General features: G+C 73.1%; 22 protein-coding genes and 1 pseudogene. 7 read left to right on the plus strand and 16 right to left on the minus strand.

Annotated features, from left to right (window positions below):
* Positions 1 to 56: 56 nt before the first annotated feature.
* The 10 genes and pseudogenes from Dvina_RS24540 to Dvina_RS24580 all read right to left on the minus strand — a co-directional run bounded on the left by Dvina_RS24540 (position 57) and on the right by Dvina_RS24580 (position 9915).
* Complete coding sequence (locus Dvina_RS24540; protein ID WP_223104802.1) at positions 57 to 1292, minus strand: ABC transporter substrate-binding protein; 1236 nt, start codon at positions 1290 to 1292, stop codon at positions 57 to 59.
* Positions 1183 to 2319: a branched-chain amino acid ABC transporter permease gene (locus tag Dvina_RS24545; protein WP_223104803.1), complete on the minus strand. Its 1137-nt coding sequence runs from the start codon at positions 2317 to 2319 to the stop codon at positions 1183 to 1185. Before Dvina_RS24545 ends, Dvina_RS24540 begins: the two co-directional genes overlap by 110 nt.
* Positions 2312 to 3202: a branched-chain amino acid ABC transporter permease gene (locus Dvina_RS24550; protein ID WP_223104804.1), complete on the minus strand. Its 891-nt coding sequence runs from the start codon at positions 3200 to 3202 to the stop codon at positions 2312 to 2314. The genes Dvina_RS24545 and Dvina_RS24550 overlap by 8 nt, the downstream gene beginning before the upstream one ends.
* Positions 3199 to 3951: an ABC transporter ATP-binding protein gene (locus Dvina_RS55530; protein WP_343217192.1), complete on the minus strand. Its 753-nt coding sequence runs from the start codon at positions 3949 to 3951 to the stop codon at positions 3199 to 3201. The genes Dvina_RS24550 and Dvina_RS55530 overlap by 4 nt, the downstream gene beginning before the upstream one ends.
* A 90-nt stretch (positions 3952 to 4041) precedes the next feature.
* A pseudogene (locus tag Dvina_RS55535) lies at positions 4042 to 4755 on the minus strand (ABC transporter ATP-binding protein); the annotation flags it as partial.
* Positions 4756 to 4770: 15 nt separating this feature from the next.
* The gene (locus Dvina_RS24560) at positions 4771 to 5220 is read right to left on the minus strand and encodes a DUF3237 domain-containing protein (RefSeq protein WP_223104806.1); all 450 of its coding nucleotides are present in this window, start codon (positions 5218 to 5220) and stop codon (positions 4771 to 4773) included.
* Positions 5221 to 5271: 51 nt separating this feature from the next.
* On the minus strand, positions 5272 to 6165 hold the full coding sequence (locus Dvina_RS24565; protein WP_281428404.1) for an amidohydrolase family protein: 894 nt from the start codon (positions 6163 to 6165) through the stop codon (positions 5272 to 5274).
* Positions 6162 to 7109 (minus strand): 3-hydroxyacyl-CoA dehydrogenase NAD-binding domain-containing protein, encoded by a 948-nt coding sequence (locus Dvina_RS24570; protein WP_223104807.1) that lies wholly within the window; start codon positions 7107 to 7109, stop codon positions 6162 to 6164. The genes Dvina_RS24565 and Dvina_RS24570 overlap by 4 nt, the downstream gene beginning before the upstream one ends.
* Entirely contained in the window at positions 7106 to 9079 is a 1974-nt protein-coding gene (locus Dvina_RS24575; RefSeq protein WP_223104808.1) for an acetoacetate--CoA ligase, read from the minus strand. Before Dvina_RS24575 ends, Dvina_RS24570 begins: the two co-directional genes overlap by 4 nt.
* The gene (locus Dvina_RS24580) at positions 9076 to 9915 is read right to left on the minus strand and encodes a crotonase/enoyl-CoA hydratase family protein (protein WP_223104809.1); all 840 of its coding nucleotides are present in this window, start codon (positions 9913 to 9915) and stop codon (positions 9076 to 9078) included. Before Dvina_RS24580 ends, Dvina_RS24575 begins: the two co-directional genes overlap by 4 nt.
* Positions 9916 to 9996: 81 nt before the next feature.
* On the opposite strand from Dvina_RS24580, the gene Dvina_RS24585 reads away from it, so the two are divergent.
* Both Dvina_RS24585 and Dvina_RS24590 read left to right on the plus strand, forming a co-directional pair.
* Entirely contained in the window at positions 9997 to 10878 is an 882-nt protein-coding gene (locus Dvina_RS24585) for a PaaX family transcriptional regulator (protein ID WP_246656583.1), read from the plus strand.
* Between the two features lie 188 nt (positions 10879 to 11066).
* A complete protein-coding gene (locus Dvina_RS24590) occupies positions 11067 to 12878 on the plus strand; it encodes a GAF domain-containing SpoIIE family protein phosphatase (RefSeq protein WP_223104811.1) in 1812 nt (603 codons plus the stop codon).
* 176 nt (positions 12879 to 13054) lie between these two features.
* Here Dvina_RS24590 and Dvina_RS24595 read toward each other — a convergent pair whose 3' ends face one another.
* Positions 13055 to 13795, minus strand: coding sequence for a hypothetical protein (locus Dvina_RS24595; protein ID WP_223104812.1), 741 nt, complete (start codon positions 13793 to 13795; stop codon positions 13055 to 13057).
* A gap of 93 nt (positions 13796 to 13888) precedes the next feature.
* Here Dvina_RS24595 and Dvina_RS24600 point away from each other — a divergent pair, with 93 nt between their 5' ends.
* Complete coding sequence (locus Dvina_RS24600; protein WP_223104813.1) at positions 13889 to 14338, plus strand: hypothetical protein; 450 nt, start codon at positions 13889 to 13891, stop codon at positions 14336 to 14338.
* Between the two features lie 5 nt (positions 14339 to 14343).
* Positions 14344 to 17274 carry a hypothetical protein gene (locus tag Dvina_RS24605; RefSeq protein WP_223104814.1) on the plus strand — a complete coding sequence of 977 codons (2931 nt, stop codon included), beginning with the start codon at positions 14344 to 14346 and terminating at the stop codon, positions 17272 to 17274.
* A 277-nt stretch (positions 17275 to 17551) separates the two neighbouring features.
* On the opposite strand, the gene Dvina_RS24610 is transcribed toward Dvina_RS24605, so the two are convergent.
* From Dvina_RS24610 to Dvina_RS24630, 5 genes are all read right to left on the minus strand, one after another.
* A complete protein-coding gene (locus tag Dvina_RS24610; protein WP_246656413.1) occupies positions 17552 to 17935 on the minus strand; it encodes a nuclear transport factor 2 family protein in 384 nt (127 codons plus the stop codon).
* Entirely contained in the window at positions 17932 to 18906 is a 975-nt protein-coding gene (locus Dvina_RS24615; protein WP_223104815.1) for an SAM-dependent methyltransferase, read from the minus strand. Before Dvina_RS24615 ends, Dvina_RS24610 begins: the two co-directional genes overlap by 4 nt.
* Positions 18903 to 19601: a 3-isopropylmalate dehydratase small subunit gene (leuD, locus tag Dvina_RS24620; protein ID WP_380032018.1), complete on the minus strand. Its 699-nt coding sequence runs from the start codon at positions 19599 to 19601 to the stop codon at positions 18903 to 18905. The genes Dvina_RS24615 and leuD overlap by 4 nt, the downstream gene beginning before the upstream one ends.
* 11 nt (positions 19602 to 19612) lie before the next feature.
* On the minus strand, positions 19613 to 21013 hold the full coding sequence (gene leuC / locus Dvina_RS24625) for a 3-isopropylmalate dehydratase large subunit (protein ID WP_223104816.1): 1401 nt from the start codon (positions 21011 to 21013) through the stop codon (positions 19613 to 19615).
* A gap of 263 nt (positions 21014 to 21276) precedes the next feature.
* Positions 21277 to 22449, minus strand: coding sequence for a LeuA family protein (locus Dvina_RS24630; protein ID WP_246656414.1), 1173 nt, complete (start codon positions 22447 to 22449; stop codon positions 21277 to 21279).
* A 298-nt stretch (positions 22450 to 22747) separates the two neighbouring features.
* On the opposite strand from Dvina_RS24630, the gene Dvina_RS24635 reads away from it, so the two are divergent.
* The 3 genes from Dvina_RS24635 to Dvina_RS24645 all read left to right on the plus strand — a co-directional run bounded on the left by Dvina_RS24635 (position 22748) and on the right by Dvina_RS24645 (position 25188).
* Positions 22748 to 23017 carry a phosphopantetheine-binding protein gene (locus Dvina_RS24635; RefSeq protein ID WP_223104818.1) on the plus strand — a complete coding sequence of 90 codons (270 nt, stop codon included), beginning with the start codon at positions 22748 to 22750 and terminating at the stop codon, positions 23015 to 23017.
* Positions 23014 to 23703 carry a dihydrodipicolinate reductase C-terminal domain-containing protein gene (locus Dvina_RS24640; RefSeq protein ID WP_223104819.1) on the plus strand — a complete coding sequence of 230 codons (690 nt, stop codon included), beginning with the start codon at positions 23014 to 23016 and terminating at the stop codon, positions 23701 to 23703. The genes Dvina_RS24635 and Dvina_RS24640 overlap by 4 nt, the downstream gene beginning before the upstream one ends.
* A 66-nt stretch (positions 23704 to 23769) precedes the next feature.
* A complete protein-coding gene (locus Dvina_RS24645) occupies positions 23770 to 25188 on the plus strand; it encodes an MFS transporter (protein WP_223104820.1) in 1419 nt (472 codons plus the stop codon).
* Positions 25189 to 25227: the final 39 nt, after the last annotated feature.

The following is a 25227-nucleotide window of genomic DNA, read 5'->3' on the forward strand; positions in this document are numbered from 1 at the left end:
ATCATGGCGATCGATCCGCCCGGCCGGCACCGCCGGGCGAATCGGCACGCCACCGGTCAGGCCGCGTCGGCGCCGCGGTAGGGGCCCTTCGCCAGGACCAGGCCGCCGGGCGCGTCGGCGGCCTTCATGAGGTAGGACTCCCGGGTCGGCGGCGTGCCCGCGGTGCCGTAGTCGAGCACCGCGGCCAGCCCGCCGGTGTCGACCTTGGTCAGCGACTGGCGCGCCCGGACCAGGCCCTGACGGGTGAGGTCCTTCGCGCCGCAGGCGGACTCCAGCAGCTGGCGCATGACGTCGGCGCGGGCCCAGCCGTAGGAGATCTGCAGCGTCGGGTTGGTGCCGGGGTACTTCTTGAGGTACTTGTCCAGCACCGCCTTGGACGCCGGCCTGTCGAACGGGGAGACCGGCTGCGCACCGAGGAAGTGGTCCTTGAGGTACGCCCCGCCCGGGGTCTTCAGCGCACCGGGGGCGAAGGTCTGGGTGTTGCCCAGCAGCGGCACCTGCATGCCGCCGGCGGCGGCCACGGCGGCGGCCGAGGCGAGCGGGCCGCTGCTCGTGGACAGCACGATCGCCTTGACGCCCTGCGCCTTCATGGCGGTGACGTGCGCGGTCATGTCGGTGTCGGTCGGCTTGATCTTCGCCTCGACGAGCTTGAGGTTGTGCGCGGCCGCGACCTTCTTGGAGCCGATGAGGCCGCTCTCGCCCAGCTCGCCCTCGAAGTAGATGTGGCCTATCGCGTCACCGGCGGCGAGCGTCTGCTGATCGAGCAGATAGTCGAGCAGGTTGACCACCTCGAGGTCGGTGGTCGTGCCGACGACTGTCATCAGCGGGTTCTTCAGCAGCACCGGGGCCCAACTGGCCGGCAGCGTGACGATGCCGTCCTTCTGGATGTCGGCGGAGAGCGCCGCGTTCATCGGTGAGCCGAGGATCTGCTCGAACCCGAGGCTCTTCGCCTTCATGCTCGAATACAGCGACACCGCGGTCTGCACGTTGTACCCGTGGTCGCGCACGTCGAGGTCGACCTGGAACCGGCCGCCGCAGACGCCTCCGGCGGCGTTGCGCTCCTCCCAGTACAGCTTCTCGGCGTTTGTCAGTTCGGTGGCCAGCGGCGCGAACTGCCCGGTGAGGTCGGTGAGCACGCCGAGGCTTATCCGGTTGCCGCTGACTCCGACGTCGGTCTTGAACTCACCTGTCGAGCCGGAGCTCGGTGCGTTGGCCTTCCCGCTGCACCCGCTCAGGGTGACGCCGATGGTCACCGTGACGGCGACGGCCAGAAGGCGAAGGGCTCGATGCATTGGTACTCCCAGGGGGTGTCCGGCGCAGGCGGAGGCGGGTGAAGCCGCGGGCACGTACGAGCACCACCGCGATCACGGCGGTGCCGAACGCGAACCGGGCGGCATGGCTGGCGGTGACGCCACCGCTGCCCGGTTCGGCGAGGAAGGGCAGGTCGGCGGCGTACTCCTGCAGCAGTACGGGTAGGGCGGTGACGACGGCGGCGCCGGCGATCGCGCCGCCGACCGAGCCGAGGCCGCCGATCACGATCATCACCAGGTAGAGGACGGAGACGTCGAGCGCGAAGGACTGGGGTGCGACGCTGCCGATCGCCACGGCGTAGAAGACCCCGGCGAGCCCGGCGTACATGGAGGACAGGACGAACGCGAGGGCCTTGTACGACTGGATGGGGATGCCGACGGCGGCCGCCGCCGGTTCGCTGTCGCGCACCAGGATCAGCGCCCGCCCGACCCGGCCGGCCACCAGGTTGCGGGCGAACACGGCGGCGAGCACCAGTGCGGCCGCGCCGACGTACCACAGCTTCTCGTACTCGCCGAACGGGACCCGGGCGACGACGGTGACCGTGTCGCCGACCAGACCGGGGGCGCGCCGGCCGTTGAAGCCGCCGGTCAGCGGCTCGGCGACGTCGAGCACGTGCTGGCCGATGAGGACCAGGGCGATGCTGGCGATGCCGAGGTAGATGTGGCGCAGCCGGGCGGCGATCGGCGAGAACGCGAGCCCGGCCAGGCCGGCCAGCAGCGCCCCGGCCACCGCGGCGACGGGCGCCGGCAGCCCGAGGCCGACGAGGTCGCCGCCGGCCGGTGCGGCCAGGACGCAGTACGTGACCGCGCCGACGCCCAGAAAGAAGGCGTGGGCGAGGGAGAGTTGCCCGGCGACGCCGGTGAGCAACGTCAGGCCGATCGCGCCGATGCCCGCGGCGGCGACCGAGAAGCCGAGCCGGAGCCAGAACTCGTCGAGGTAGTACGGCGGGACGAGGACCGCGAGCCCGATCGCCACCCAGCCGGCGGCGGCCCGGGCGCGCTCAGACACGGCCGGCCGCCCGGGTGCCGAAGAGGCCCGCCGGCCGGATCAGCAGCACCGCGATCATCACGATGTACGGCACCACCTCACCGGAGCCGCGCCCGAACACGGCGAGCTCGTCCTGGTAGCCGGCGGCGAGGCCCTCCGCGACACCGACGATCAGGCCGCCGACGAGCGCACCGGTCGTCGAGTCGAGCCCCCCGAGGATGGCGGCGGGCAGGGCCCGCAGGGCGACGAGGCCGACGGCGGGCGACAGCCCGGGCGTCGGGGAGCCGGCGAGGAAGATCCCGGCGACGACGGCGAGCCCACCGGCGAGCATCCAGCTCGTCGTGACGACCCGCCGCACCCGCACCCCGACGAGCGCCGCGGCCTCCGGGTCCTCGGCGGCCGCCCGCATGGCCACGCCCCAGCCGGTGAAACGGAACGCCAGCAGGAACGCGGCGATGATGAGCGCCGCGACCCCGAGCGCGATGGCCCGGTTGGCCGGCACCGCGACCGCACCGAGCCGCACGGCCGCGCCGCCCCAGGGGTGGCCGAGGACCGTGATGTCCGGCCCCATCCGGCGGCTGAGCTCGGTGCTGAGCACGATGTCCACGCCGATCGTCATGATGGCGAGCGCGACCGGGGCGGCGTCGCGCATCTGCTCGGCCAGCAGCCGCTGGATCACGAGCGCGGCCCCGGCTCCGGTCAGCACCCCGAGGCCCACGGCGGCCGGGAAGCCGACCGTCTCCCAGGTGCGTGCGGTGACGTAGGTGCCGAGCAGCAGCAGCGAGCCGTGCGCGAAGTTCACCACGCCGGCCGCCTTGTACAGCAGCACGAAGCCCAGTGCGACGAGTGCGTAGATGGAGCCGGTGGACAGTCCGGTGAGCACGATGGACAGCAGCCGGGTCATGGCGCCGTCCCCAGGTAGGCGCGCAGGACGTCCGGGTCCTGCTGAATCCGGGCGGGCGGGCCGTCGGCGATGCGCCGGCCGAAGTCGAGCACGGTGACCCGGTCGGCCAGGCGCATCACCATTGGCATGTCGTGCTCGACGAGCACCACCGTGACGCCGTCCTCGTCGCGCAGCCGGCGGATCAGCTCGGCGACGGCCTCGGTCTCGGTGGCGTTGAGGCCGGCCACCGGCTCGTCGACGAGGAGCAGGCGCGGCTCGGCGCACATCGCCCGGGCCAGGTCGACCCGCTTGCGGTCGCCGTAGGCGAGCTGCACCACCGGCCGGTCGAGCAGGCCGGTGACGCCGCAGCGTTCGGCGACGACCTCGACCCGGGCCCGCTCCCGCCGCTCCTCGCGCCGCGCGCCGGGCAGCCGCAGCCCGGTGCGAACCGGCCCGGCGGACATCCGCAGGTGGCAGCCCAGCAGCAGGCTGTCGCGGACGGTCTGGCCGCCGGAGAGCGCGACGTTCTGGAAGGAGCGGGCGATGCCGAGGCGGGCGACGGCGTGCGGCCGGAGGCCGATCAGCTCGGTGTCGCCGAAGCGGATCCGGCCCCGCCGCGGGCGGTACAGCCCCGACAAGACGTTGAGCAGCGTCGACTTGCCGGCTCCGTTGGGCCCGATGACCGCGTGGATGGTGCCCGGCTCGACGCTCAGCGCGACCTCGGACAGCGCGGCGACCGCGCCGAAGCTGACCGCGAGATCCTCAACCACGAGGCGCTCCGCGGCACCCGGCGGCCTGCGCGCCGCAGCGCGGGCGGGCGGCTCGCTGCCGTCGTGCTCGCCGGTGCTCGCCGCCGATCCGCCGAGGTACAGCCGGCGTACCTCCCGGTCCTCGCGCAGCCGCTCGCCGGGGCCCTCCAGCGACACCCCGCCGAGCTCGAGCACATAGGCGTGCCGGGCGATGCTCAGCGCCAGCGCCGCGTTCTGCTCGACGAGCAGCACCGCCATCCCGTCGGCGTTGAGCCGGCGGATCGCGGCCATGACCCGGTCCGCGGTCTGCGGCGCCAGGCCGAGGGTCGGCTCGTCGAGCATGAGCAGGCGCGGTGCGGCGGCCAGCGCCCGGCCGATGGCGAGCATCTGCTGCTCACCGCCGGACAGCAGCAGGCCGCGCTGGCGGCGACGGTCGGCCAGGACCGGGAAGAGGTCGTACACCCGCTGGATCGCACCCCGGCCCCGGGTCCGGCCGGCAGCCGCGGCCGCGAGGCGCAGGTTCTCCTCGACCGTCAGCGTGCCGAAGATGCGTCGGCCCTCCGGGACCTGGACGATGCCGTGCCGGACGGGCTCCTCGGGATCGGCGCCGGTCAGCGCCCGGCCGTCGAACCGGATCTCGCCCTGGGTGATCCGGCCGCGGTGCCGGCGCAGGTTCTGGCTCACCGCCCGCAGCAGCGTGGTCTTGCCCGCGCCGTTGTTGCCGACCAGCGCGACGATGGCGCCCTCCGGCACCGTCAGGCTGACCCCGCGAAGGGCGGCGATGCTGCCCTGGTACGCGATGCTCAGGTCACGAACGTCAAGCATGGCGCCCTCTCGATGTCAGCTCAGCGTGTAGGCGTCGTAGACGACGGCGGCGGGCTCGCGGCGCGCGGACGCGACGGCGACTGTGCGGCCCAGCCACGCGTACGCCGGCGCGGCGGTCTCGAAGTGCAGGGAGAGCCGGAAGTAGTAGTCGGCCGGGTCGACCGGGTCACCGGCGGCCAGGCGGGCCAGCACGTCGGGCGGGCCGTGCCGGAAGCCGCGGGTCCGGATGTACACCAGTGCCCCGTCATCGGTGCGCAGCAGGTAGCGGGTGTCGATGAGCGCGGTGCCGTCCGCCAGCACCAGCTGCCAGTCGGCGCCGCCGGACAGCACCGAGCCGGTGAACGCGGCGCCGGTGAACGAGCCGCCGACGATCGGGTACACCCGCCGTTCGCCACCGGGCGTGGCCCCGACCCCGAGGGCGGGCGCGAGCTCGACGCGGACGGTCGCGAGAGGTTCCAGGTGCATGTCGCCGTCCCTTCGATGAGACAACATTCTGACGACCGCAGCGATAGTGTCTTACGTCGTGCGGAGTCCGAGCACGTGTGCGGCGTTGTGCTTGAGGATCAGCGGGCGGACCTCGTCCTTGATCGGCAGTTCGGCGAACTCGGCCAGCCACCGGTCCGGGCTGATGAGCGGGTAGTCGGTGCCGAACAGCACCTTGTGCCGCAGCGGGCCGTTGGCGTACGAGACGAGCTGCGCCGGGAAGTACTTCGGAGCCCAGCCCGACAGGTCGATGTACACGTTGGGCTTGTGCGAGGCCACCGCGAGCGCCTCGTCCTGCCAGGGGAACGACGGGTGGGCCAGCACGACTGTCAGCTCCGGCAGGTCGGCCGCCACGGCGTCGAGCAGCATCGGGTTGGAGTGTCCGAGCCGGATCCCGGCGCCGCCGGGCATCCCCGCGCCGATGCCGGTCTGGCCGCTGTGGAACAGGGCGGGCACCCCCAGCTCGGCGATCGCCTCGTAGAGCGGGTACGCCATCCGGTCGTCAGGTGCGAACCCCTGCAGGCTCGGGTGGAACTTGAACCCGCGGACCCCGTGCTCGGCGACCAGCCGCCGGGCCAGCGCCACGCCCGCGGGGCCGCGGTGCGGGTCGATGCTGGCGAACGGGATCAGCACGTCGGGGTGGCGGGCCGCGGCCGCCGCCACGTGCTCGTTGGGGATCGGGGGATGGCCGGTCACCGACTCGGAGTCGACGGTGAACAGCACCGCCGCCAGCCGGCGCGAGCGGTAGACCTCGGCGATCTCGTCGATGCCCGGCGCTCGCCCGCCGGTCGTGCGGAAGTACTTCGCCGACGCCGCCATGTGCTGCGGCGGCAGGCTCTCGTGCCCGTCGTCGGCCCGCTCGGCGTGCACGTGGAAGTCGATGGCGTCCACGGTGTCGGGGTCCAGCAGGGCCCGGTGCGCGGTCACGGCAGCGCCTCCTCGGCGGCCTTCGCGGCGAGCAGCCGGACCACCACGCGGTCGCGGGCCGCGGCCAGGTCGGCGTCGGCCCGGTCGCCCAGCTCCGCCCGCACACCGTCCACGAGGGCGGCGCCGAGCTCGGCGGTGAGCGTCGGGGTCCCGAGGTCGGCCCACCACTGCACCATCGGCGGGCCGAGGTGGGCAAGCGTGTGGCTCAGCCCGCCGGCGCCCCCGGAGAGGTGCTGGTTGACGAACGGCCCGAGGACCGACCAGCGCAGCCCGGGCCCGTGCGCGATCGCGGCGTCGATGTCGGCGACGGTGGCGATCCCGCGCTCGACGAGGGAGTAGGCCTCGCGCCACAGCGCCGCCTGCAGCCGGTTCGCGACGTGCCCGGCCACCTCGTGCCGCACGTGGATCGGGCGCTTGCCCAGCCACTCGTACACGGCGAGGGCGCGCGCCGTGAACGCCGCGCCGGTGCCGCGCCCGCCGACCACCTCGACAAGCGGGATCAGGTGGACCGGATGGAAGGGGTGGCCGACCAGGACGCGCTCGGGGTGACGGGTGCAGCCGGCCTGCACGACGCTTGGCGGCAGCCCCGAGGAGCTGCTGGCGATGACCGCACCGGGCGGCGCGGCCGCGTCGAGCTCGGCGATCAGCTCCCGCTTGAGCGCCTCGTCCTCGGGGCCGTTCTCCTGCACGAGCTCGGCGTCGCGGACCGCCGTCGCCGGGTCGTCGAGCACCCGCAGCAGCCCGAAGTCCGGCCGCGGCGGCGCGCCGAGCAGCCGCATGGTCGGCCAGTGGCCGGTGACGGCGGACCGGAGCCGCCCGGCGCTGTCCGGCCCGGGGTCGTAGGCGGCGACGGCCACACCCCGGGCCAGCAGAGTGCTGACCCACCCGGCGCCGATGGTGCCGGTGCCGATGACCGCCGCCCGGCGGATCGCCCCGGCGCTCATCGGGCCGCCCTCCCCGCGGGCCCGCCGGGGACGAACTGGTCAAGGGCGGCCGGGTCGAGCAGCGCGTCGCGGCTCGCCACGGCGTCCGGCGGCAGGCCGAGCAGGACCCGCTTCACCGGCACCTCGAGCTTCTTGCCGGTGCGGCTGCGGGGCACGGCCCACACGGCGCGGATCGCGTCGGGGACGTGCCGCGGTGACAGGCTCGTGCGCAGCGCCGCGCTCAACCGGTCGCGCAGCGCGCGGTCGAGCTCGACGCCATCGGCCGGCACGATGTAGAGCAGCAGCTCGCCGGGGCCGCCGTCCGGGTCCTCGAGGTGCACGACGAGGCTGTCCTGCACCTCGGTGAACTCCTCGACGACGCGGTAGAACTCGGCGGTGCCCAGCCGCACCCCGCCCCGGTTGAGCGTGGCGTCGGAGCGGCCGGTGATGACGCAGCTGCCGCGCTCGGTGTACCGGATCCAGTCGCCGTGGCACCACAGGCCCGGATAGCGCTCGAAGTAGGTGGCCCGGTAGAGGGCGTCGCCCGGATCGTCCCAGAAGCCGACCGGCATCGACGGCAGCGGCCGGGTGATGACCAGCTCACCGAGGCGCCCGACGATCGGCCGGCCGGCCTCGTCGAACGCCTGGCCGTCGACGCCCAGCAGGTTGCCGGTCATCTCGCCGGCGTACACCGGCTGCATGGGGCTGCCCGCGACGATGCCGGTACACAGGTCGGTGCCCCCGCTGCCGACATTGAGCAGCACGTCCGGGCCGAACTGCTCGTGGACCCAGGCGAAGCCCTCCACCGGCAGCGGTGATCCGGCGACCCCGAGCTGGCGCACGGCGCCCAGGTCGAACCGCCGGGCCGGCTCGATGCCCTGCTTGCGGCAGGCCATGAGGTATCCGGGACTGGCGCCGACAAGTGTGGCGCGGGTCCGGGCCGCGAGGCGCCACTGCTCGGTGAGGTCCGGGTAGAGCGGGTCGCCGTCGATGAGCACGATCCCGGCGCCGAGCAGCAGTCCCGACACCAGCGTGTTCCAGAGCATCCACGCGGTCGAGGTGAACCACAGCAGCCGGTCGCCCGGGCGCAGGTCCCAGCTCAGGCTCAGGTTCTTGAGGTGCTCGACGAGGATGCCGCCGTGGCCGTGCACGATCGCCTTGGGCTTGCCGGTGGTCCCGGAGGAGAACAGCACGACCAGCGGATGATCGAACGGCACCGCCTCGAACGCGAGCGGCTCGGCCGTCGCGAGCAGGTCGCTCCACGCCACGGCGCCGGGCAGCCCGTCGCCGCCGTAGGGCACGTGCACCACGTGGCGCACTGTGGGCAGCGCGGCCCGGACGGCGGCGACCGCGTCACGCCTGTCGATGTCGCGGTCGCCGTAGTGGTAGCCGGACACCGCGAGCAGGACCGTCGGTCGCAGCTGGGCGAAGCGGTCCACCACGCTGCGGACGCCGAACTCGGGGGCGCATCCGGCCCAGATCGCGCCGATGCTCGCCGTGGCCAGCATCGCCACGACGGTCTCCGGGATGTTCGGCAGGTAACCCACCACCCGATCGCCCGCGACCACCCCGAGCCGGCGCAGCCCGGCCCGGGCCCGGGCGACCCGGTCGGCCAGCTCACCGTAGGTGAGCTCGACCGGCTCGCGGGTCTGCGAGTATGCGATGATCGCGGCTTGGCCGGGGTCGCGGAGGCGGCCGACCGCGTGCTCGGCGTAGTTCAGCGTCGCCCCGGCGAACCAGCGGGCGCCGGGCATCCGGTCGGACTCCAGCACCGCCCGGGGCGGCGTGTGGGCCCGCACGCCGAAGAAGTCCCAGATTGAGCCCCAGAAGCCGGGCAGGTCGGTGACGGACCAGCGCCACAGGTCGGGCACGCCGGTGAAGTCGAGCCCGCGGCTGTCGCGCAGCCAGTCGAGGTATCGGCCGAGCTCGCTCGTGGCCCGCGCGTCCGGTGGGACGGCGCGCAGCAGGCTGCCCTCGGTGATGCCTGTCATGTCGCCGCTCCGGACGATCCGTCCGGGCGGGGGGAGACCCGGGCGGCACGGCCGTCCAGGAAGGCCCGCATCCGGTCCTTGGCCTCGTCGCTGCCCTGCGCGACGGCGCTCATCAGCGCCTCCAGGAGCAGCCCCGTGCCCGGATCGGCGGCGGCGATGCGGGGCAGGGCCTGCAGCACCGCGAACGTCGTGAGCGGGGCGGCGGTCGCGATGCGCTCGGCCAGGCTCAGCGCGGTCGGCAGCCCCTCGCCGTCGGCGACCAGATACTGGGTCAGCCCGGCGGCGTGCGCCTCGGCCGCGTCGTACACCCGCCCGGTCAGCATGAGGTCGACCATGCGGGCGGTGCCGATGAGCCGGGGGAGCCGTACCGAGCCGCCGCCACCGACGAAGATGCCGCGCTGACCCTCGGGCAGGGCGTAGAACGCCGTGGACTCGGCGACCCGCACATGCGTCGCGCACGCGAGCTCCAGTCCACCGCCGATGACCGCGCCGCGCAGGACGGAGACGACAGGCACCGTCCCGAACTCGACTGCGGCCATCGCGCGGTGCCACATCCGGGAGTGGGCGATGCCGGCCACGACGTCGGTCGTGGTCAGCTCGGCCAGGTCCAGCCCGGCGCTGAAGTGCCCGCCGGCGCCGGTCAGCACGACGGCCCGCACGCCCGGCGGCGGGGCGGCGAAGAACCGTTCGAGCTCCAGCAGGGTGGCGTCGTCGATCGCATTGCGCCGGTGCGGCCGGCTGAGCGTCACGACGGCGACCGGACCCTCGCGGTGGACGGCGAGGCCCAGTGGTGGGTCCTCGGCACCGCGGGGCGTTGTGGCGTCCGTCACCGGCATGGGCGAATGTTAGACATCGATGACGACGGCAGTCAACGGAACGTCGAAGGTTCCGATTCGCGTAGCCTGGCCTTCGTGACCATGAACGAGACCGCCGCCGCGGACGTAGCGGCCACCGATCCCGCGGTGACGCGCGTGACCGCAACGGTCGTGCTGCGGCCCCAGTCGGTCCTGTTGACGTTCTTCGGCGACTACGCGCTCGACGGCGCCGTGCTGGTGGCCGCGGGCAGCGTCATCGACGTGCTGGGCCGGGTCGGCATCGGCGAGCACGCGGCCCGGGCGACCCTGTCCCGGATGGTCCGCCGCGACCTGCTGCAGCGCGAGGTCCGGGGCCGGCGGGCGTACTTCGGGCCGACCGAGCACGGCCGCCGCGTCATGCTCGACGGTCGCCGGCGGGTGCAGGAGGGCGACATCGTGACCCACCAGTGGGACGGCACGTGGACCGTCGTCGGCTTCTCCATGCCGGAGTCGTGGCAGCGCGAACGGCACGACCTGCGCTCCCGCCTGCAGTGGGCCGGCTTCGGCATGGTCCAGGCCGGGCTGTGGGTGGCGCCGCGCCGGGTCGACCTCGCCGGCGTGCTGGAGGACTCGCAGCTGCAGGAGTACGTGCGGGCGTTCGAGGCGGCGCCGATCGGCCCGACGGAGCCGACCCGCCTCGTGGCCGAGGCCTACGACCTGCCGCTCCTCGCCGCTCGCTACACCGGGTTCATCGAGCGCTGGATGCCGTACGACGGCGACGGGTCCGGTCCGGTGGACGCCGTCAGCCGGCGCGTCGTGCTGACCACCGACTGGCTGCAGGCGGTCCGCGACGATCCCCGCCTGCCGCTGGAGTTCCTGCCGGCCGACTGGCCGGCGGTCCAGGCCGAGATGCTCTTCCGGCGGATCAACGGCCGGCTGCGGCGCACCGCGGAGCGCGAGATGCGCCAGCGCCTCGACGTGATCCAGGGCGGGGCCGACGCCTGAGTGCGCCTCCTTCGACGCCGGCGCGGCCCGGCGCGGGTGACGGCGTGCGTGCGGGTGATCCGGTCGGCCGGGGCGTGTCCGGGCCGCCTGCTGGCCGTTGGTTGGGCCGGGTGGTACACATGTTCGGGGCGCCGCGACGGTTCATGCATCGGGAATGAGCTGCGATGACCTGCCGCCGTGGAGGGTTCGTGACAGAGCGGCCGAAGCCGGGCGCCTTACGGGACGCGACCCGCCTGGCCGCGCTCGACGCCACCGGCCTCGACGCGCGGGCGGATGCGGCGTTCGACCGGTTCGCCGCGCTCGCCTCGAGCGCGATCGGGACACCCCTCGCCCTGGTCTCCCTCGTCGACGCCCGCCGCCAGTTCTTCCCCGGCCAGGCCGGGCTGGTGCAGCCGCTGTGCGACGAACGGCAGACACCGCTGTCGCACTCGTTCTGCCAGCAGGTGATCACGACCGGCGCTCCGCTGATCGTCACCGACGCCCGGCAGGACGCCCGGGTCGCCGGGAACGCGGCGGTCGCCGACCTCGGCGTGATCGCCTATGCCGGCCTGCCGCTCACCGACAGTGACGGACGCATCCTGGGTGCGCTCGCCGTCATCGACCACCAGCCCCGGGACTGGAACGCGGCCGAGCTCAAGCTCCTGGACGGCATCGCCGACGCCTGCGCGGCGGAGCTGCGACTGCGGATCGTCGCCGATCAGGTGGGCCGGCGGCTGGCCGAGCAGCAGCGGCTCGCCGCGGAGACGGCCGACGTCCTGGCCAGCACCGAGCTGCTGCTGCGGGCCAGCGAGGACCTCAGCGCGGCCACGACTGTGGACGGGATCACCGCCGCGGTGACCCGCCTGCTGGACTCGGCGGTCGCGCCCGCCTATGTGAGCCTCGGCATCACCTACGCCGACGGCGCCCGCCGCCACATCCGGGTGGCAAACGTCCAGCACCCGCAGTGGGAGGCGGCGTGGCTGCACGACGTCGACACGGGCGGTTCGCCGATGCTGCGGTGCGTGCGGGACAACACGCCGGTGTACTACGCCGGCGTCGCCGCGCTCGCCGCCGACTTCCCCGACCTCGCCGGGCACGTGGTCGCCGCCGGCCGGCAGTCGCTGGCCTGCCTGCCGCTGCCCGGGCCCGCGGGCCCCATCGGCGTCATCGCCTTCTGGTGGGACCAGTCGCACGCCCCGGACGCCGCGGAGCAGATGACCCTGGCCGCGCTGGCCGGCTATACCGGCCTGGCGGTGCAGCGGGTCCTGCTGCTGCAGAACCGCATCGACGCCGCGCTCGCCCTCCAGCAGGCCATGCTCACCGACCTGCCGGACCCGGCCGGCCTGGCCCTCGCCGCCCGTTACCACGCCGCGCACGCCGGCGACCGGGTCGGCGGCGACTGGTACGACGCCTTCCACACCGCCACCGGCGCCACCATCCTGGTCATCGGTGACGTCACCGGCCACGACATCACCGCCGCCGGGCAGATGGGGCAGATCCGCGCCACGCTGCGTGCGCTCGCCCACGACCGCGACGAGGCGCCGGACCAGATCCTGACCCGCACCGACCGCACCATCGCCGATCTCGGGCTGGACATCCTGGCCTCCGCCGTCGTGGTCCGGCTCAGCCCCGCCCCGGACCGGCCGGGGACCTACGAGCTGTCGTGGTCCGCCGCCGGGCACCCGCCGCCGCTGCTGCAGCACCCCGACGGCCGCGTCGAGGTCCTCACCGGCTCCGACATGCTGCTCGGCATCAACCCGTCCCGGCCCCGCCGCAGCGAGTCGGTCGCGCTGCCGCCCGGCGCCACGGTGCTGCTCTACACCGACGGGCTTGTCGAGGTGCGCGGCGTGGACCTGCGCGAGCGCATCGCCGACCTGCGCGACCTCGTGGCCGACCTGCACCACCGGCCGCTCGACTGCCTGCTCGACACCGTCGTCGAGACCCTCACCGGCCGCACCCACAGCGACGACGTCGCGGTGATCGCGTGCCGCAACCCCGGCCCGGTCCAGCCGGTGCCATGACCGTCGAGCACCCCGCGTGGACCGGGCGCTACCGGCTGAACCGGAACCAGTTGACGTTGACGAAGTCGGCGCCCACGGTCCCGGTGAACGTCAGGTAGACGGTGTGCACGCCAGCGGCCGCGCGGCCGTCGGTGAGGTGGGCGCGATTGCCGCAGTGATCGGCGGTGCGACGTCGGTCAGGGTTTGCGGCCGACCAGCCACATACTGACGTTCTTGGGTCCGGTGCGGACCACGAGCTGGAAGCGCCCGAGGTCGGTCTGGTGGTCCGAGGTGCCGGGGCAGGTGCCGTCGGAGGTCGGGGTGCACGAGGGCGTCGTGTCGGGCTGGGCGTGGCCGGCCAGGAAGTCGATGACCCGCTTCGGCTCGTCGCCCCGCAACGCCGGCCCGGCGCAGCCGGCGACGACCTGCTCGGCGATCTTGCGGGTCATGGTGACGTACCCGTTCACGCCGAGCGAATTGTCGATGACCCCACAGTAGATCATGCTCGCGGCGGTACTCTCGGCGCTCGGCCGTTCGACGATCATGTACAGCTGGCCGTGCACGGCCGGGAAGTCGACCGTCAGCCTGGTCATGTGTATGCCCGGCCGCTTGTCGGGAATCGGCGTGGCGTGCCAGCGTTCGGACCAGGCCGTGGCGACGGCGTCGGCGACGACGTCGGGGATGGGACCCTCGCCGTGCGGAAGGCCGTCTCCCGTGCCGGTCGAGGGGCCGGCACTGTCGGCCGGAGCCGTACCCGCCGCGCTGCGGGTGGCCGGCGCGCCGGTTGTGGGAGCCGGGCCGGGTTTCGCCGCCGGGCTGCAGCCCGCCGTCAAGGCAGTCGCGGTCAGCGCCGCGAGTAGCAGGCCCTTGTGTTTCACCATGTGCCCTCCCGGATCGTTTGCCGGCGGCCCGGACTTTAGCATGATCTGCGAATCCATTGCATTGACATGCGCCAATAGAAAGGATGGGTGGCGGTTGGCGTTCAGTCCGGCCGTTCCCAGCTTTTCGGAGGGCACGTGAGAAGACGCTTGATGATCTGGGCTGCCGTCGTTGGCCTGGTTGCGGCGGCGGGTCCGGTCGGTCCCGCCGCCCCGGCGCTGGCCACGCCGTCGCACTGCTTCGAGGCGACCTGCGACAACGTGGCGTTGAGCGGCACCGACTGTGCGACCAATCAGCTGGTCTGGGACGACTTCGTGGTCGGCAGCGGCATTGCCATCCAGCTCATGTACAGCCCTGGCTGCCACGCCTTCTGGGGTGAAGTGCAGGAGCCCAGCGGGGGCGTCTACGGCATCCTGTTCGCCATCCCGGAGTACGGGGGCAGCGAGCAGATTCTCGAATCGGGTCTGGTCACCGGCGTGGCTCTGGAGACGCACATGTGGAATTCGGCCGGTCACTCGGTGAAACTCTGCCGGAATACGGTCAGCGCCACAGACCCGGGCGACACCAACATCCCCACGGCCCAGTGCACGGGCTGGCGGTGATCGCGATGCGCAGTCGATCCGCGCTGCGGCGCCTCCTCATCGTGTCGGTGGCCGTGGTCCTGGCCGTCGGGTTCCTGCCCGGCCGGGCCCCGGCCGCACCGCCCGGGCCCCACACCGGCCAGGGTGCGATCGCCGATCCCGACCATGCGCTCGGCGCCAGGTGGCGGTCCTCGTCCGACGTCGTCGTCACCGGGGCCGGCGACGCGGACGGCTACCACCTGTACATCGCCCGGGAGAAGGACGCGTTCGGCTGGCAGACCCTCGCCACGTTGAAGTCGACGGACATCGACGTCGGGCCGTGGGGCGGCTCGGTCTGCGTGACCGGGTCCGGCCGCTACGCCGTGGTCGTGTTCGCCCCCGTGAAGGCGTCGAACGACCCGAAGCTCATGATGGCCGGCGCCCTCGCGGCCGTCGTCGACACCGGCACCGGCAAGGCCACGGCGGTCGCCGCCGGGGTGCAGTTCTCCTACTTCAACCCGGCCTGCGGCCCCGGCGACCGGGCCCTGCTGACCCGGGCGGTCGGCGACGACACCGAGGCCGGTCGCAGCACCGACCTGCTGACCGTGGACGCCGCGGCCGGCAAGGTGACAGCCACTCGGCACGTCGCCGCCCAGCTCACCACGCCGGCGGCGGCACCCGACGGCGACTACGGCATCGTGGCCGGGCAGTTGGTCAAGGTCGCCGCGAGCGGCTCGGTGAGCGCGCTCGGCCGGCCACAGGGCCGGCCGTTCGCGGTGCGCGCCACGGCGGGCGGCGGCATCGACGTGGTCTCCGCCGACGGCGAGCGGGCGGTCGCCCAGCGCTTCGGCGGCGGCCGGTTCACCACCACCGCGACCGGCCCCCGCAACCGGATGCAGCTGTTCGGCCTGCGCGGCGGCCGCAATGTGCTCGTCGGCCAGGTCGGCAAGGCCGCGGACCTACCGCCGGACCTCACCACCCTGGCCGAGGACAAGCAGGTCGGCACCGTGTCCGGTGACGGCCACCTGATCGTCGAAGGGACGCTGACGAGCCAGGCCGAGGCCGCCGCCGCCCAGCCGCTGACGGCCGTCGACCCCGGCGCCGCCGGGCGGGTGCGGATCGCGGTCCGCGCGGTCGCAGGGCACGTCGACTCGACCGCGCAGGTCGACACCGCCGCGGCCCCGACCCTCGACGTCGACCTCGCGGCGTTCGCACCGGGACAGGCCGAGCGGCCCGGCGCCAAGCTGACCACGGCGACGGCGTCGCCCTGCATGATCCGGCGCAACGACCCGACGGTCCAGCCGCTGCAGCCCAGCCCGAACCAGGTCGAGTGGGCCGTGGACAACGCAGTGCACGGCACGCTCACCGCGAGCCGCCCGGCCAACTACCTCAAGTCGGGACAGCCGGCGTACAGCCCGCAGGGCATGTTCCCGCTCGATGTGACGCGCCACGGCGACGGCAGTGTCTCCGGTGCCGGGCGGGTGCCGGCCAACCTGGAGCTGGCGATCCTGGCCCAGGAGACGAACCTCAGCCAGGCGTCCTGGCACGCGGTGCCGGGCGACACCGCCAACCCGCTGATCGCCAGCTACTACGGCACGTACGACATCAACACCATCGACTACGACAAGGCCGACTGCGGCTACGGCATCGGCCAGGTCACCACCGGCATGTCGAGCAACGACAACCCCCTCGACCGGTTCACCCACCCGCAGCAGGTGGCCGTGGCCGTCGACTACGAGGCCAACATCGCGGCGAGCGTGAACATCCTGGTCAGCAAGTGGAACCAGCTGCACGCCGAGCCCGACCCGTACAAGGACACGCTGAACAACGACAACGCCGACTACATCGAGAACTGGTTCCTCGCGCTCTGGGCGTACAACAGCGGACTGCACACGTACGACCAGCGCAACCTGCCCGACAGCGGCGGCCACTTCGGGCTGGGCTGGCTGAACAACCCGGCCAACCCGGACTACAGCGCCGGCCGCGACGGCTTCCTGCGCGACACCCTGGCCGACGCGGAGACGCCGAACCACTGGAGCTACCCCGAGCGGATCATGGGGTGGGTCGAGACGCCGCAGAACAAGGGCGGCCAGTTCAGCCAGGCCTACAAGTACCCGGCCTTCGGCTCGAACCCGAACATCTTCTTCCGCAACCTGGTACCGCACTACGGCGTGACGCTGCCCGGCCTGTACGACTTCTGCGACACGCAGTTCGGCTGCTCCCAGGCGAACAACGGCTGCCCGGCGGTCAACAGCTCCTGCTGGTGGCACGGGCACATCGACTTCGCCGACTGTACCGCCGGCCGGTGCACGACGGAGAACCTGCAGTACCTGCCCGGGTCCGGCGCGGAGCCGGGCGTGGTGCGGACCTACCCCACCGGCTGCACGCCCTTCGACGCCACCGCGGTCACCGGCCGTGACCCGAACGTGCAGATCAACATGGTCTACACGCTGCGGGACACCGGCCAGTACAACCTCGGCTGCGCCATCCCCACGAACACGCTGGGCGGCAAGTTCCTGCTGCGCGGCGGGTCCCCGGCCGGGCAGAGCGGGGCACCCTACGCCGACATCGACCTGCACCAGCTCGGAGCCGGGTACCTCGGGCACATGTGGTTCACCCACGGCGCGTCCGGCAGCGCCCTGGCCAAGCACAAGGTCGTCGGCGCCTGGGAACCGGAGCTGCCGCTCCTGCCCGGCCAGAGCAAGACTTACACCATCTGGGCCCACCAGCCCAGTCACGGAGGCACCTGGGCCACCGCGGTCTACAACATCCAGAAGGTCGCGAACAACAAGGCCCTGTACAACAGCCCCGTGATCGACCAGGGGCCCGAAGCCGACGGCGCGCTCGGCTCCGACCACTGGGTCAACCTCGGCACCTACGTCCTGGGCCGCGGTGCCCGGGTCCTGCTGAGCAACGACGGCGCACCGGCCGGCGCCGACGTCGCCTACGACGCGATGGCCTTCGTGCCCATGGTGTGAGCACCCTGGGCGATCCGGCGCCGCGCCCGTCCCCGGGCGCGGCGCCGCGTTGAGGCCCGAGACTGTCGGCGGGAAGGGCTGCTCACGGACCCTGCGCACCGAGTCGCACCTTGAACGTGTCCCACGCGCGGGCCGACTGCGGCGACCGGGCCGGCTCGGCCGGCGCGGGAACGCCATGAACTCGATGCCGGCGAGCGTCGGGAGCGTCTCGGTCCACCCGAGCCGGGGCCGCCCGGGGGCCCGCTGACCGGTTCGGGGCCGATCAGCGGGCCGGGTCTCAGGCGACCGGCGCGTCGAAGTAGCTGTTGCGCTCCACGACCCGGCCGTCGGCGACCCGCCAGAAGTCGGCCCACCGCACGTTGAGCGCCTCGCCACTGGTGCGGGTGCCGTCGAAGCGGCCGCGCACGGCCACCTCGTCGCCGTCCTCGACTGTCACCTCGATGCTGTGCCGGCCGGGGCCCACAACCCGCGTGGCGGCGTAGAACGCCTCGATCGCGGCCCGCCCGACGAGCGCGGGATAGCCGGGTCGCCGGTAGACGGCGGTGCTCGCGAAGCAGGCGAGGGCGGCCGGGACGTCGCCGGCGTCGATGTTGTCGTAGTAGGTGCGCACCAGGTCGGCCAGCGGCGTCGCCCGCACCGCCGTCACGGCCTCGCCGGTCACGGCTTGCGCGCCAGGTAGATCCGGGCCTCCGGCAGGTCGGGGGTGACCACGTCGACGATCTCGAACCCGGCCTCGGTGAACGCCTTGCGCCAGCCGTCCTCGCCCAGCAGCCGCTGCTCCATGAGGGCCTGCGTCAGCGCGTACTCGGGCGTGAACAGCTCCACCCCGTCGGCCTCGCACCCGGGCGGGGCGACCTCGGCGGTGAGCATGTGCGCCCCGGCGGGCAGGCTCTGCTGGATCTGGCGCAGGTAGGCGACGAGCACGTCGAAGCCGTGCTCCAGCACCTCGTGCAGGAAGAAGAACGTGAAGACCAGGTCGACCCCGTCGATGCCCGGCACCTTCTGCAGGTCGCCGGCGTCGGCCTCGATGATGCTGATCCGGTCGGTCAGGCCGGCCTTGGCGACCTCCTGCTCGGCCTCCTTGCACGACGCGGGGCTGATGTCGACCCCGATGCCGCGGGCGCCGACCTCCTGGCACAGCGAGATCAGGTAGTGGGCGTTGCCGCAGCCGAGGTCGGCGATGTGCTGGAACTTGAACCGCCGGGCCAGGTCCACCACGTACGGCCACATGTCCTTCTGGCCGATCTCGGCCGAGCCGACCGCGACCCAGCGCACGTTGCGATCGATGTCCTCGCCGAAGCGGCGCCTGCCGGTCAGCAGGTCGCCGAGGGCCGTCATGGCCTCGCCGTAGCCGCCGGAGAGCCACACCAGGTAGCCGCGGTCGGCGTAGATCGTCCGCCCGAACTCGGTGAGCCGGACCCGGTCGCCGTCCTCCGCGACGATGCCGCGCTCGGTGAGGTACCGCAGCGTCGCCCGGGTCAGGAACTCGTTGGACCCGATCTGCTCGGCCCGCAGGCCGTCGGCGGCGAGCGCGTCGAGGACGCCGAGCTCCTCCAGGGCCGACATGACCGTGCAGAGGGTGTACCCCTGCATGTAGTCGAACACGGACGTCTGGGCACGGACTTTGCTCATCGGCTGACCCACTCCTTGATTGGTGCGGACTGGCCCGGGGCGGGTGGCTCCGGGACGGCGGACTGCGGGCCGAACGGCCCGGCGGGCTCGGCCGGGTGCACGCGGACGACCGGCAGCCAGTCGGGGCGCGACCGCTCGTGCGCGGCGATGACCGCCTCGGCGCTGAGCGTCACGGCGATCTCGTCGAGGCCGGCGATCAGGTGCCGGCGGGCCCGCTCGTCGATCGGGAACGGCCAGGAGCGGCCGGCGGCCCGCACGGTTCGCGTCGTGACGTCGACGCTCACCGGCCCGGCCGGGTCCCGCTCGACGAGCGCGGTCAGCTCGGCCAGCGCCTCGGGTGGGAGCTGGACGGGCAGCAGGCCGTTCTTGAGCGCGTTGCGGCGGAAGATGTCGCCGAAGCCGGTGGCGAGCACCGCCCGGAAGCCCCAGTCCCGCAGCGCCCACACGGCGTGCTCACGGGAGCTGCCGGTGCCGAAGTTGTGGCCCGCGACGAGGACCGTCGCGCCGGCCGCGGCCGGGTCGTTGAGCGCGAAGCCCGGCTCCTGCCGCCAGCGGGAGAACAGCACGTCCTCGTACCCGCTCTTGGTGATCCGCTTGCAGTACTCGGCCGCGACGATCTGGTCGGTGTCGACGTCGTCGCGGCGCAGCAGCACGGCCCGGCCGGTGTGTTCGGAGACGGCCCCCACCCCTGTCATCGCAACCCCTCTCATCGGCTCAGCTCGCCGGGCGCGGCGATGCGGCCCAGGACGGCGGACGCGGCGGCGGTGGCCGGAGAGGCCAGATGCGTGCGGGCGCCGGGACCCTGCCGCCCCTCGTAGTTGCGGTTCGAGGTGGAGACGCAGCGGCTGGGTGCGCCGATGCGGTCGGGGTTCATGCCGGGGCACATGGAGCAGCCCGAGAGCCGCCACTGGGCGCCGGCCGCGATGAACACCCGGTCCAGCCCCTCCTCCTCGGCCTGGGCGCGCACCTGCATGGACCCGGGGACGACGAGCATCCGCACGCCGGACGCCACCCGCCGGTCGCGCAGCACCTCGGCCACGGCCCGGAGGTCCTCGATGCGCCCGTTGGTGCAGGAGCCGACGAACACGGTGTCGATGGCGATGTCGGTCATCGCGGTCCCGGGCTCCAGGCCCATGTAGGCAAGCGCCCGCTCGGCCGCCGCCCGCGCCGCCGGGGTGTCGAAGGCGGCCGGGTCGGGCACCCGGTCGTCGACCCGCACGGCCTGGCCGGGGTTCGTGCCCCAGGTGACGTAGGGCTGCAGGCCGCTCGTGTCGATCATCACGATCCGGTCGAAGATCGCCAGCGGGTCGGTGCGCAGGCCGTCCCAGTGCCGGCGGGCCCGGTCCCAGGCGTCGCCGGTGGGTGAGTGCGGCCGGCCCCGCAGATAGCCGGCTGTCACCTCGTCCGGCGCGACCAGACCGGCCCGGGCGCCGGCCTCGATGCTCATGTTGCACAGCGTCATGCGGCCCTCCATGGACATGCGCTCGACCGCCGGGCCGCGATACTCGATCGCGTGGCCGTTGGCGCCGTTCGCGCCGATCCGGGCGATCAGGGCCAGCGCCAGGTCCTTCGGGGTCACCCCGGCCGGCGGCACGCCGGTGAACTCCACGGCCATGCTGCGCGGCCGGTCGAAGGCGACCGTCTGGGTGGCCAGCACGTGCTCGACGTCGCTGGTGCCGACGCCGAAGGCGAGCGCCCCGAACGCGCCGAGCGTGCTGGTGTGACTGTCGCCGCAGACGATCGTCATGCCGGGCTGGACGTAGCCGCGCTCCGGCACCGTCACGTGGACGATGCCCTGGCGCCGGTCGCCGAGCGTGAACAGCTCGATCCCGGCGGCGGCACAGTTGGAGCGCAGCGTCGAGATCTGCAGCCGGCTGATCGGGTCGGCGATCGTGAGCGAGTCGGTCGGCACGTTGTGGTCCTCGACGGCCAGCGTGAGCTCCGGGCGCCTCACCGCCCGCCCGGCCAGGCGCAGACCGTCGAACGCCTGCGGTGAGCTGGCCTCGTGGATCAGGTGCAGGTCGACGTAGACGAGGTCGGCGTCGACCGTGTCGGCCCGCAGCGCGTGACTGTCCCAGAGCTTCTCGACAAGCGTCGTCGCGCTCATGCCGGCACCTCCGCAGGCTCCGGCGTCGGCCTGAGCTCCGCCCTGTGTCTGCAATGACCGGCCAACTCGCTGCGCTCCTTGCCGCTCATGCCGGCACCTCCGCAGGCTCCGGCGTCGGCCTGAGCTCCGCCCTGTGTCTCCAATGACCGGCCAACTCGCTGCGCTCCTTGCCGCTCATGCCGGCACCTCCGCAGGCTCCGGCGTCGGCCTGAGCTCCGCCCTGTGTCTCCAATGACCGGCCAACTCGCTGCGCTCCTTGCCGCTCATCCGAGCACGCCGCTGTCGACGATGGCCCGGCGCAGCTCCGGCAGGCTCATGCACTCCGCGCCGGGGCGCCCGGCGATGTGCTCGGCGTAGATGCGGTCGACGACGCCGTCGCCGGGGTCCGCGTCCAGCTCCAGCAGGATGTGCCGGATGACGGCCCGCCCGGAGTGGCGGCCGATGACGATCGAGCGTTCGCGGCCGTAGCGGTACGGCTCCACGAACTCGTAGGTGAACGGCGCCCGCAGGATCCCGGCCTGGTGGATGCCGGCCTGGGTGGCGAACGCGTTGGCGCCGAAGATGGCCTTGTTGCGCGGCGTGGCCAGCCCGATCGTCCGGCTCAGCAGCTCGTACGCGCCGTACAACCCGTCGGTCTTCGCCGTTGTCGTGCAGCCGAGCTCGTCGCCGCGGTAGGTCAGCACCGTGACGAGCTCCTCGAGCGGGGTGTTGCCGGCCCGCTCGCCGATCCCGGCGACCGTCGCCTGGACCTCGTCGGCGCCCGCCTCCAGCCCGGCCAGGGCGTTGGCCAGCGACAGGCCCATGTCCTCGTGGCAGTGCGTCGAGATGACGATGTCGTCGGGGATCCACGAGCGGATCCGGGCGATCAGCCCGCCGTACTGCGACGGCAGCATGCAGCCGGTGGTGTCGGCGATGGTCAGCGCGTCGGCGCCGGCCGCGATGGACTCGGTGATGAGCGGGCGCAGCAGGTCGTCGGGGCCGCGCGAGGCGTCCTCGATGGCCAGCGTGACGTGCCGGGCGCCGAGCGAGCGGGCGAAGCCGATGGCCTCGACGCACTCGTCCTGGGCCTGTTCCCGGCTGACCCCGCGCTTGTGCTCCAGGTGGATGTCGCTGCCGGTGGCCATGATCTGCAGGTGGTGGCGCTCGGTGCCGGCCAGGTCGACGGCGAGCTGGATGTCGGCGTGGATCGGCCGGTTGAGCGTCGAGACGTAGGCGGACGTCAGCGCGGCGGAGACGAGCCGGACCGCCCGCTGCTCGGAGGCGGATGACGACGGGAAGCCCGCCTCCACGACGTCGACGCCGACCGCCTCGATCGCCAGGGCCATGTCCAGCTTCTGTTCCGGGTCCATGGCGTTGCCGGGGGCCTGCTCGCCGTCCCGCAGCGTCGTGTCGAAGATGCGGATCTTCCGCGGGAGGGCAGGGTTTTGCGTGCGCACTGGACGTACCTCCAACGACCATCGGGTCAACAGCCGAATACGCGTGACGGAGTCAGGCGGCTTGGTGGAAATGCAATTCGGCCGGCGCACAGGAACGAACGTTCCCATGTGGTGTACTTCATCCTTGCCCCGCCCGGATCGGGGTGTCAATGCGAATCGGGCGGCTCGCCGCCGGTCCACCGCGTCCCGTCGACAGGACATGTCCCGCGCCGAATCCGGATGCCTTGACCGGTGGACGGACGCCTATATAGCGTCCGGGTCGCCATTACCTCTGACGCTTTCCGGAAAGAAGTGACCGATGAGTGTGGACGTCGAGCGGGACGCATTGCGCCAGGAGCTGTTCGCGATGGTGTCGCGGAGCACCGGTGGTGCGCTGGAGTCGGGGGAGTCGTTCGGGGTGGCCACGGAGTTTCCGGATACGGGGATGACGTCGATCAGTTATCTGGAGCTGATCGACGGGTTGGAGACGAAGTACGGGGTGGTGGTCGATCTGGAGTCCGACGGGCTGCGGCTGACGAGTATCGACAAGGTCGTGGACTTCCTGCTGGAGCAGGGCGTCGCGGCATGACTGCGGCCGGCACCGCGATCGGCGTCCTCGGCGGCCACGGCCGGTTCGGCAGCCGGATCGTCGCCGCGCTGCTCGAGTGCGGTGTCGCGGCCCACCCGCTGGACGGCGCGGCCGGGCCGGTGCCGCCGGTCATCGTCGACGCCAGCTCCCCGTCCGGCCTGGACACGGTCGCGACCGCGGTGGAGCGGGGCGCGCGCGGCGTCGTGTCGTGCGTCTCCGGCATCCCGGCCGACGGGCAGGCGCGGCTGCGGGCGCTCGCCGCCCGGGTGCCGGTGATCGTGGTCGCCAACGCCTCGGTCGGCAGCCACCTCCAGCTGGCGGTGGCGCGCCTGCTCGCCTGGTCACCGCTGCTGGACGGCTACGCCGCCGCCTGGAGCGTCGTCGACCGGCACCCGGCCACGAAACGCGACGCGCCGAGCGCCACCGCGGTGCGCCTCGCCGACGCCGTGCGCTCCGGCCACACCGATGTCACCATCCGCTCCGACCGGCACGGCGAGCCGGTGGCCGACCACACCCTGGTCCTGGAGTTCGGCTCCGAGTCGCTGCGGATTCAGCATTCGGTCCGGTCCCTCGACAACAGCGCCCGGCAGGTCGCGCGGCTGGCGCTGCTCATTGCCGACCTGCCGGCCGGGCACTATTGCGTCAATGACGTGTACGAGCGTTTCGCCGCGAAGCTTTCGGGTTAGCATCGCAAGTGATACCGGGCGATTGCACTTCCCAATTGCCGCCGACGCCGAGGAAAGCAATTGCATATGCCGAGCAGCCGGATGGACGCCACCGCCAAGCGGGCGGTCGCGGTCACCTGCATCCTGATGTTTCTGACCTCCCTCGACGTCACCATCGTCAACGTCGCGCTGCCGGCGATCCGGCACGGGCTCGACGTGTCCACCGGCTCGCTGGGCTGGACGGTGGAGGCGTACGCGATCCCGTTCGCCACGCTGATGCTCTCCGGCGGTGCGCTGACCGACCGGCTCGGCCCGGCCCGCGCGTTCGTGACGGGCATCGCGGTCTTCGGGCTCGGCTCGCTGCTGTGCGCCGTCGCCCCGGTCTTCTGGCTGCTGGCCGCCGGCCGCCTCGTGCAGGGCGTCGGGGCGGCGGTCTGCATGCCGTCGGCCCTGGCCGTGCTGCGCTCCGGCGTGGGCCTGGCGCACCTCGGGCGGGCGGTGGCGCTGTGGGCGTTCTCCGGCTCGGTGGCGATTTCGATGGGCCCGATCCTCGGCGGCACGCTCGTGCAGTACTCCTCCTGGCGCACGATCTTCGTGGTCAACATCCCCGTCGTCGTGGCCGCGGTGCTCCTGCTGCTGCCCGCACTGCGCGCCGGTGGTGAGCGCCCGGCGGCCGCGGGCCGGACGGCGGACGCGGCCGGGCAGGCGGTCTACGTCGCCGGCTCGGGCCTGCTGATCGGCGGCCTGCTGCTGCTCAACGCCGAGTCGGGCCCGGCCCGGTGGCGGATGCCGGTGCTGCTGCTGGTCCTCGGCGCGGCCGCGTTCGCGGCGTTCTACGCGTGCGAGCGGCGGGCGGCCCACCCGGTGCTGCCGGCGTCGCTGATGCGCAACCCGGCGTTCCAGTCCGCCGCGATCGTCGGCGGCTCGGTCAACGTCGTCAACTTCGGTCTCCTGTACTGCCTGGGCCTCTACTACGGCGGCCAGCACGGCTTCACCGCGCTCAAGTCCGGCCTGCTGTTCCTGCCGATGATGCTCGGGACCGGCGTGTCGACGCTCGTCGTGGAGCGCATCCGCAAGGTGGCCGGCGACCGCGTCACGGTGCTGACCGGCCTGGCCCTGGAGCTCGCCGGGACCGTCCTGATCGGGGTCCGGCCGGAGTCGGCGAGCTGGGTGTCGGCCGCCACGGCGGGCATCGGCTTCGGAGTCGGCCTGGTGATCCCGCCGATCACCACGGGGCTGCTCAGCGCGGTGGAGCCGGGCGTGTCCGGGGTGGCCGGCGGCGCGTTCAGCTCCATCCGGCAGCTGGGTAGCGCGCTCGGTGTCGCCGTGCTCGGTCTGCTGGTCAGCGACGCCGGCGGGGCCGTGCGGGTGCCACTGCGGCCGATCGGGGCCGTGTGCGCCGCGCTGCTCGTCGTCGCGCTCGTCACCTACCTCGTCTCGTCGGCGCTGCGGGCCCGGGCCCGGGCCGAGCCGGTCGCGGCGAGCGTGTCGCAGGAGGCATCGTGATATCGCCCGGCCCGGCCCCGGGCGCCCGGGCCATCGCCT

The organism is Dactylosporangium vinaceum, assembly GCF_019904175.1.
Taxonomy (GTDB): Bacteria; Actinomycetota; Actinomycetes; order Mycobacteriales; family Micromonosporaceae; genus Dactylosporangium; species Dactylosporangium vinaceum.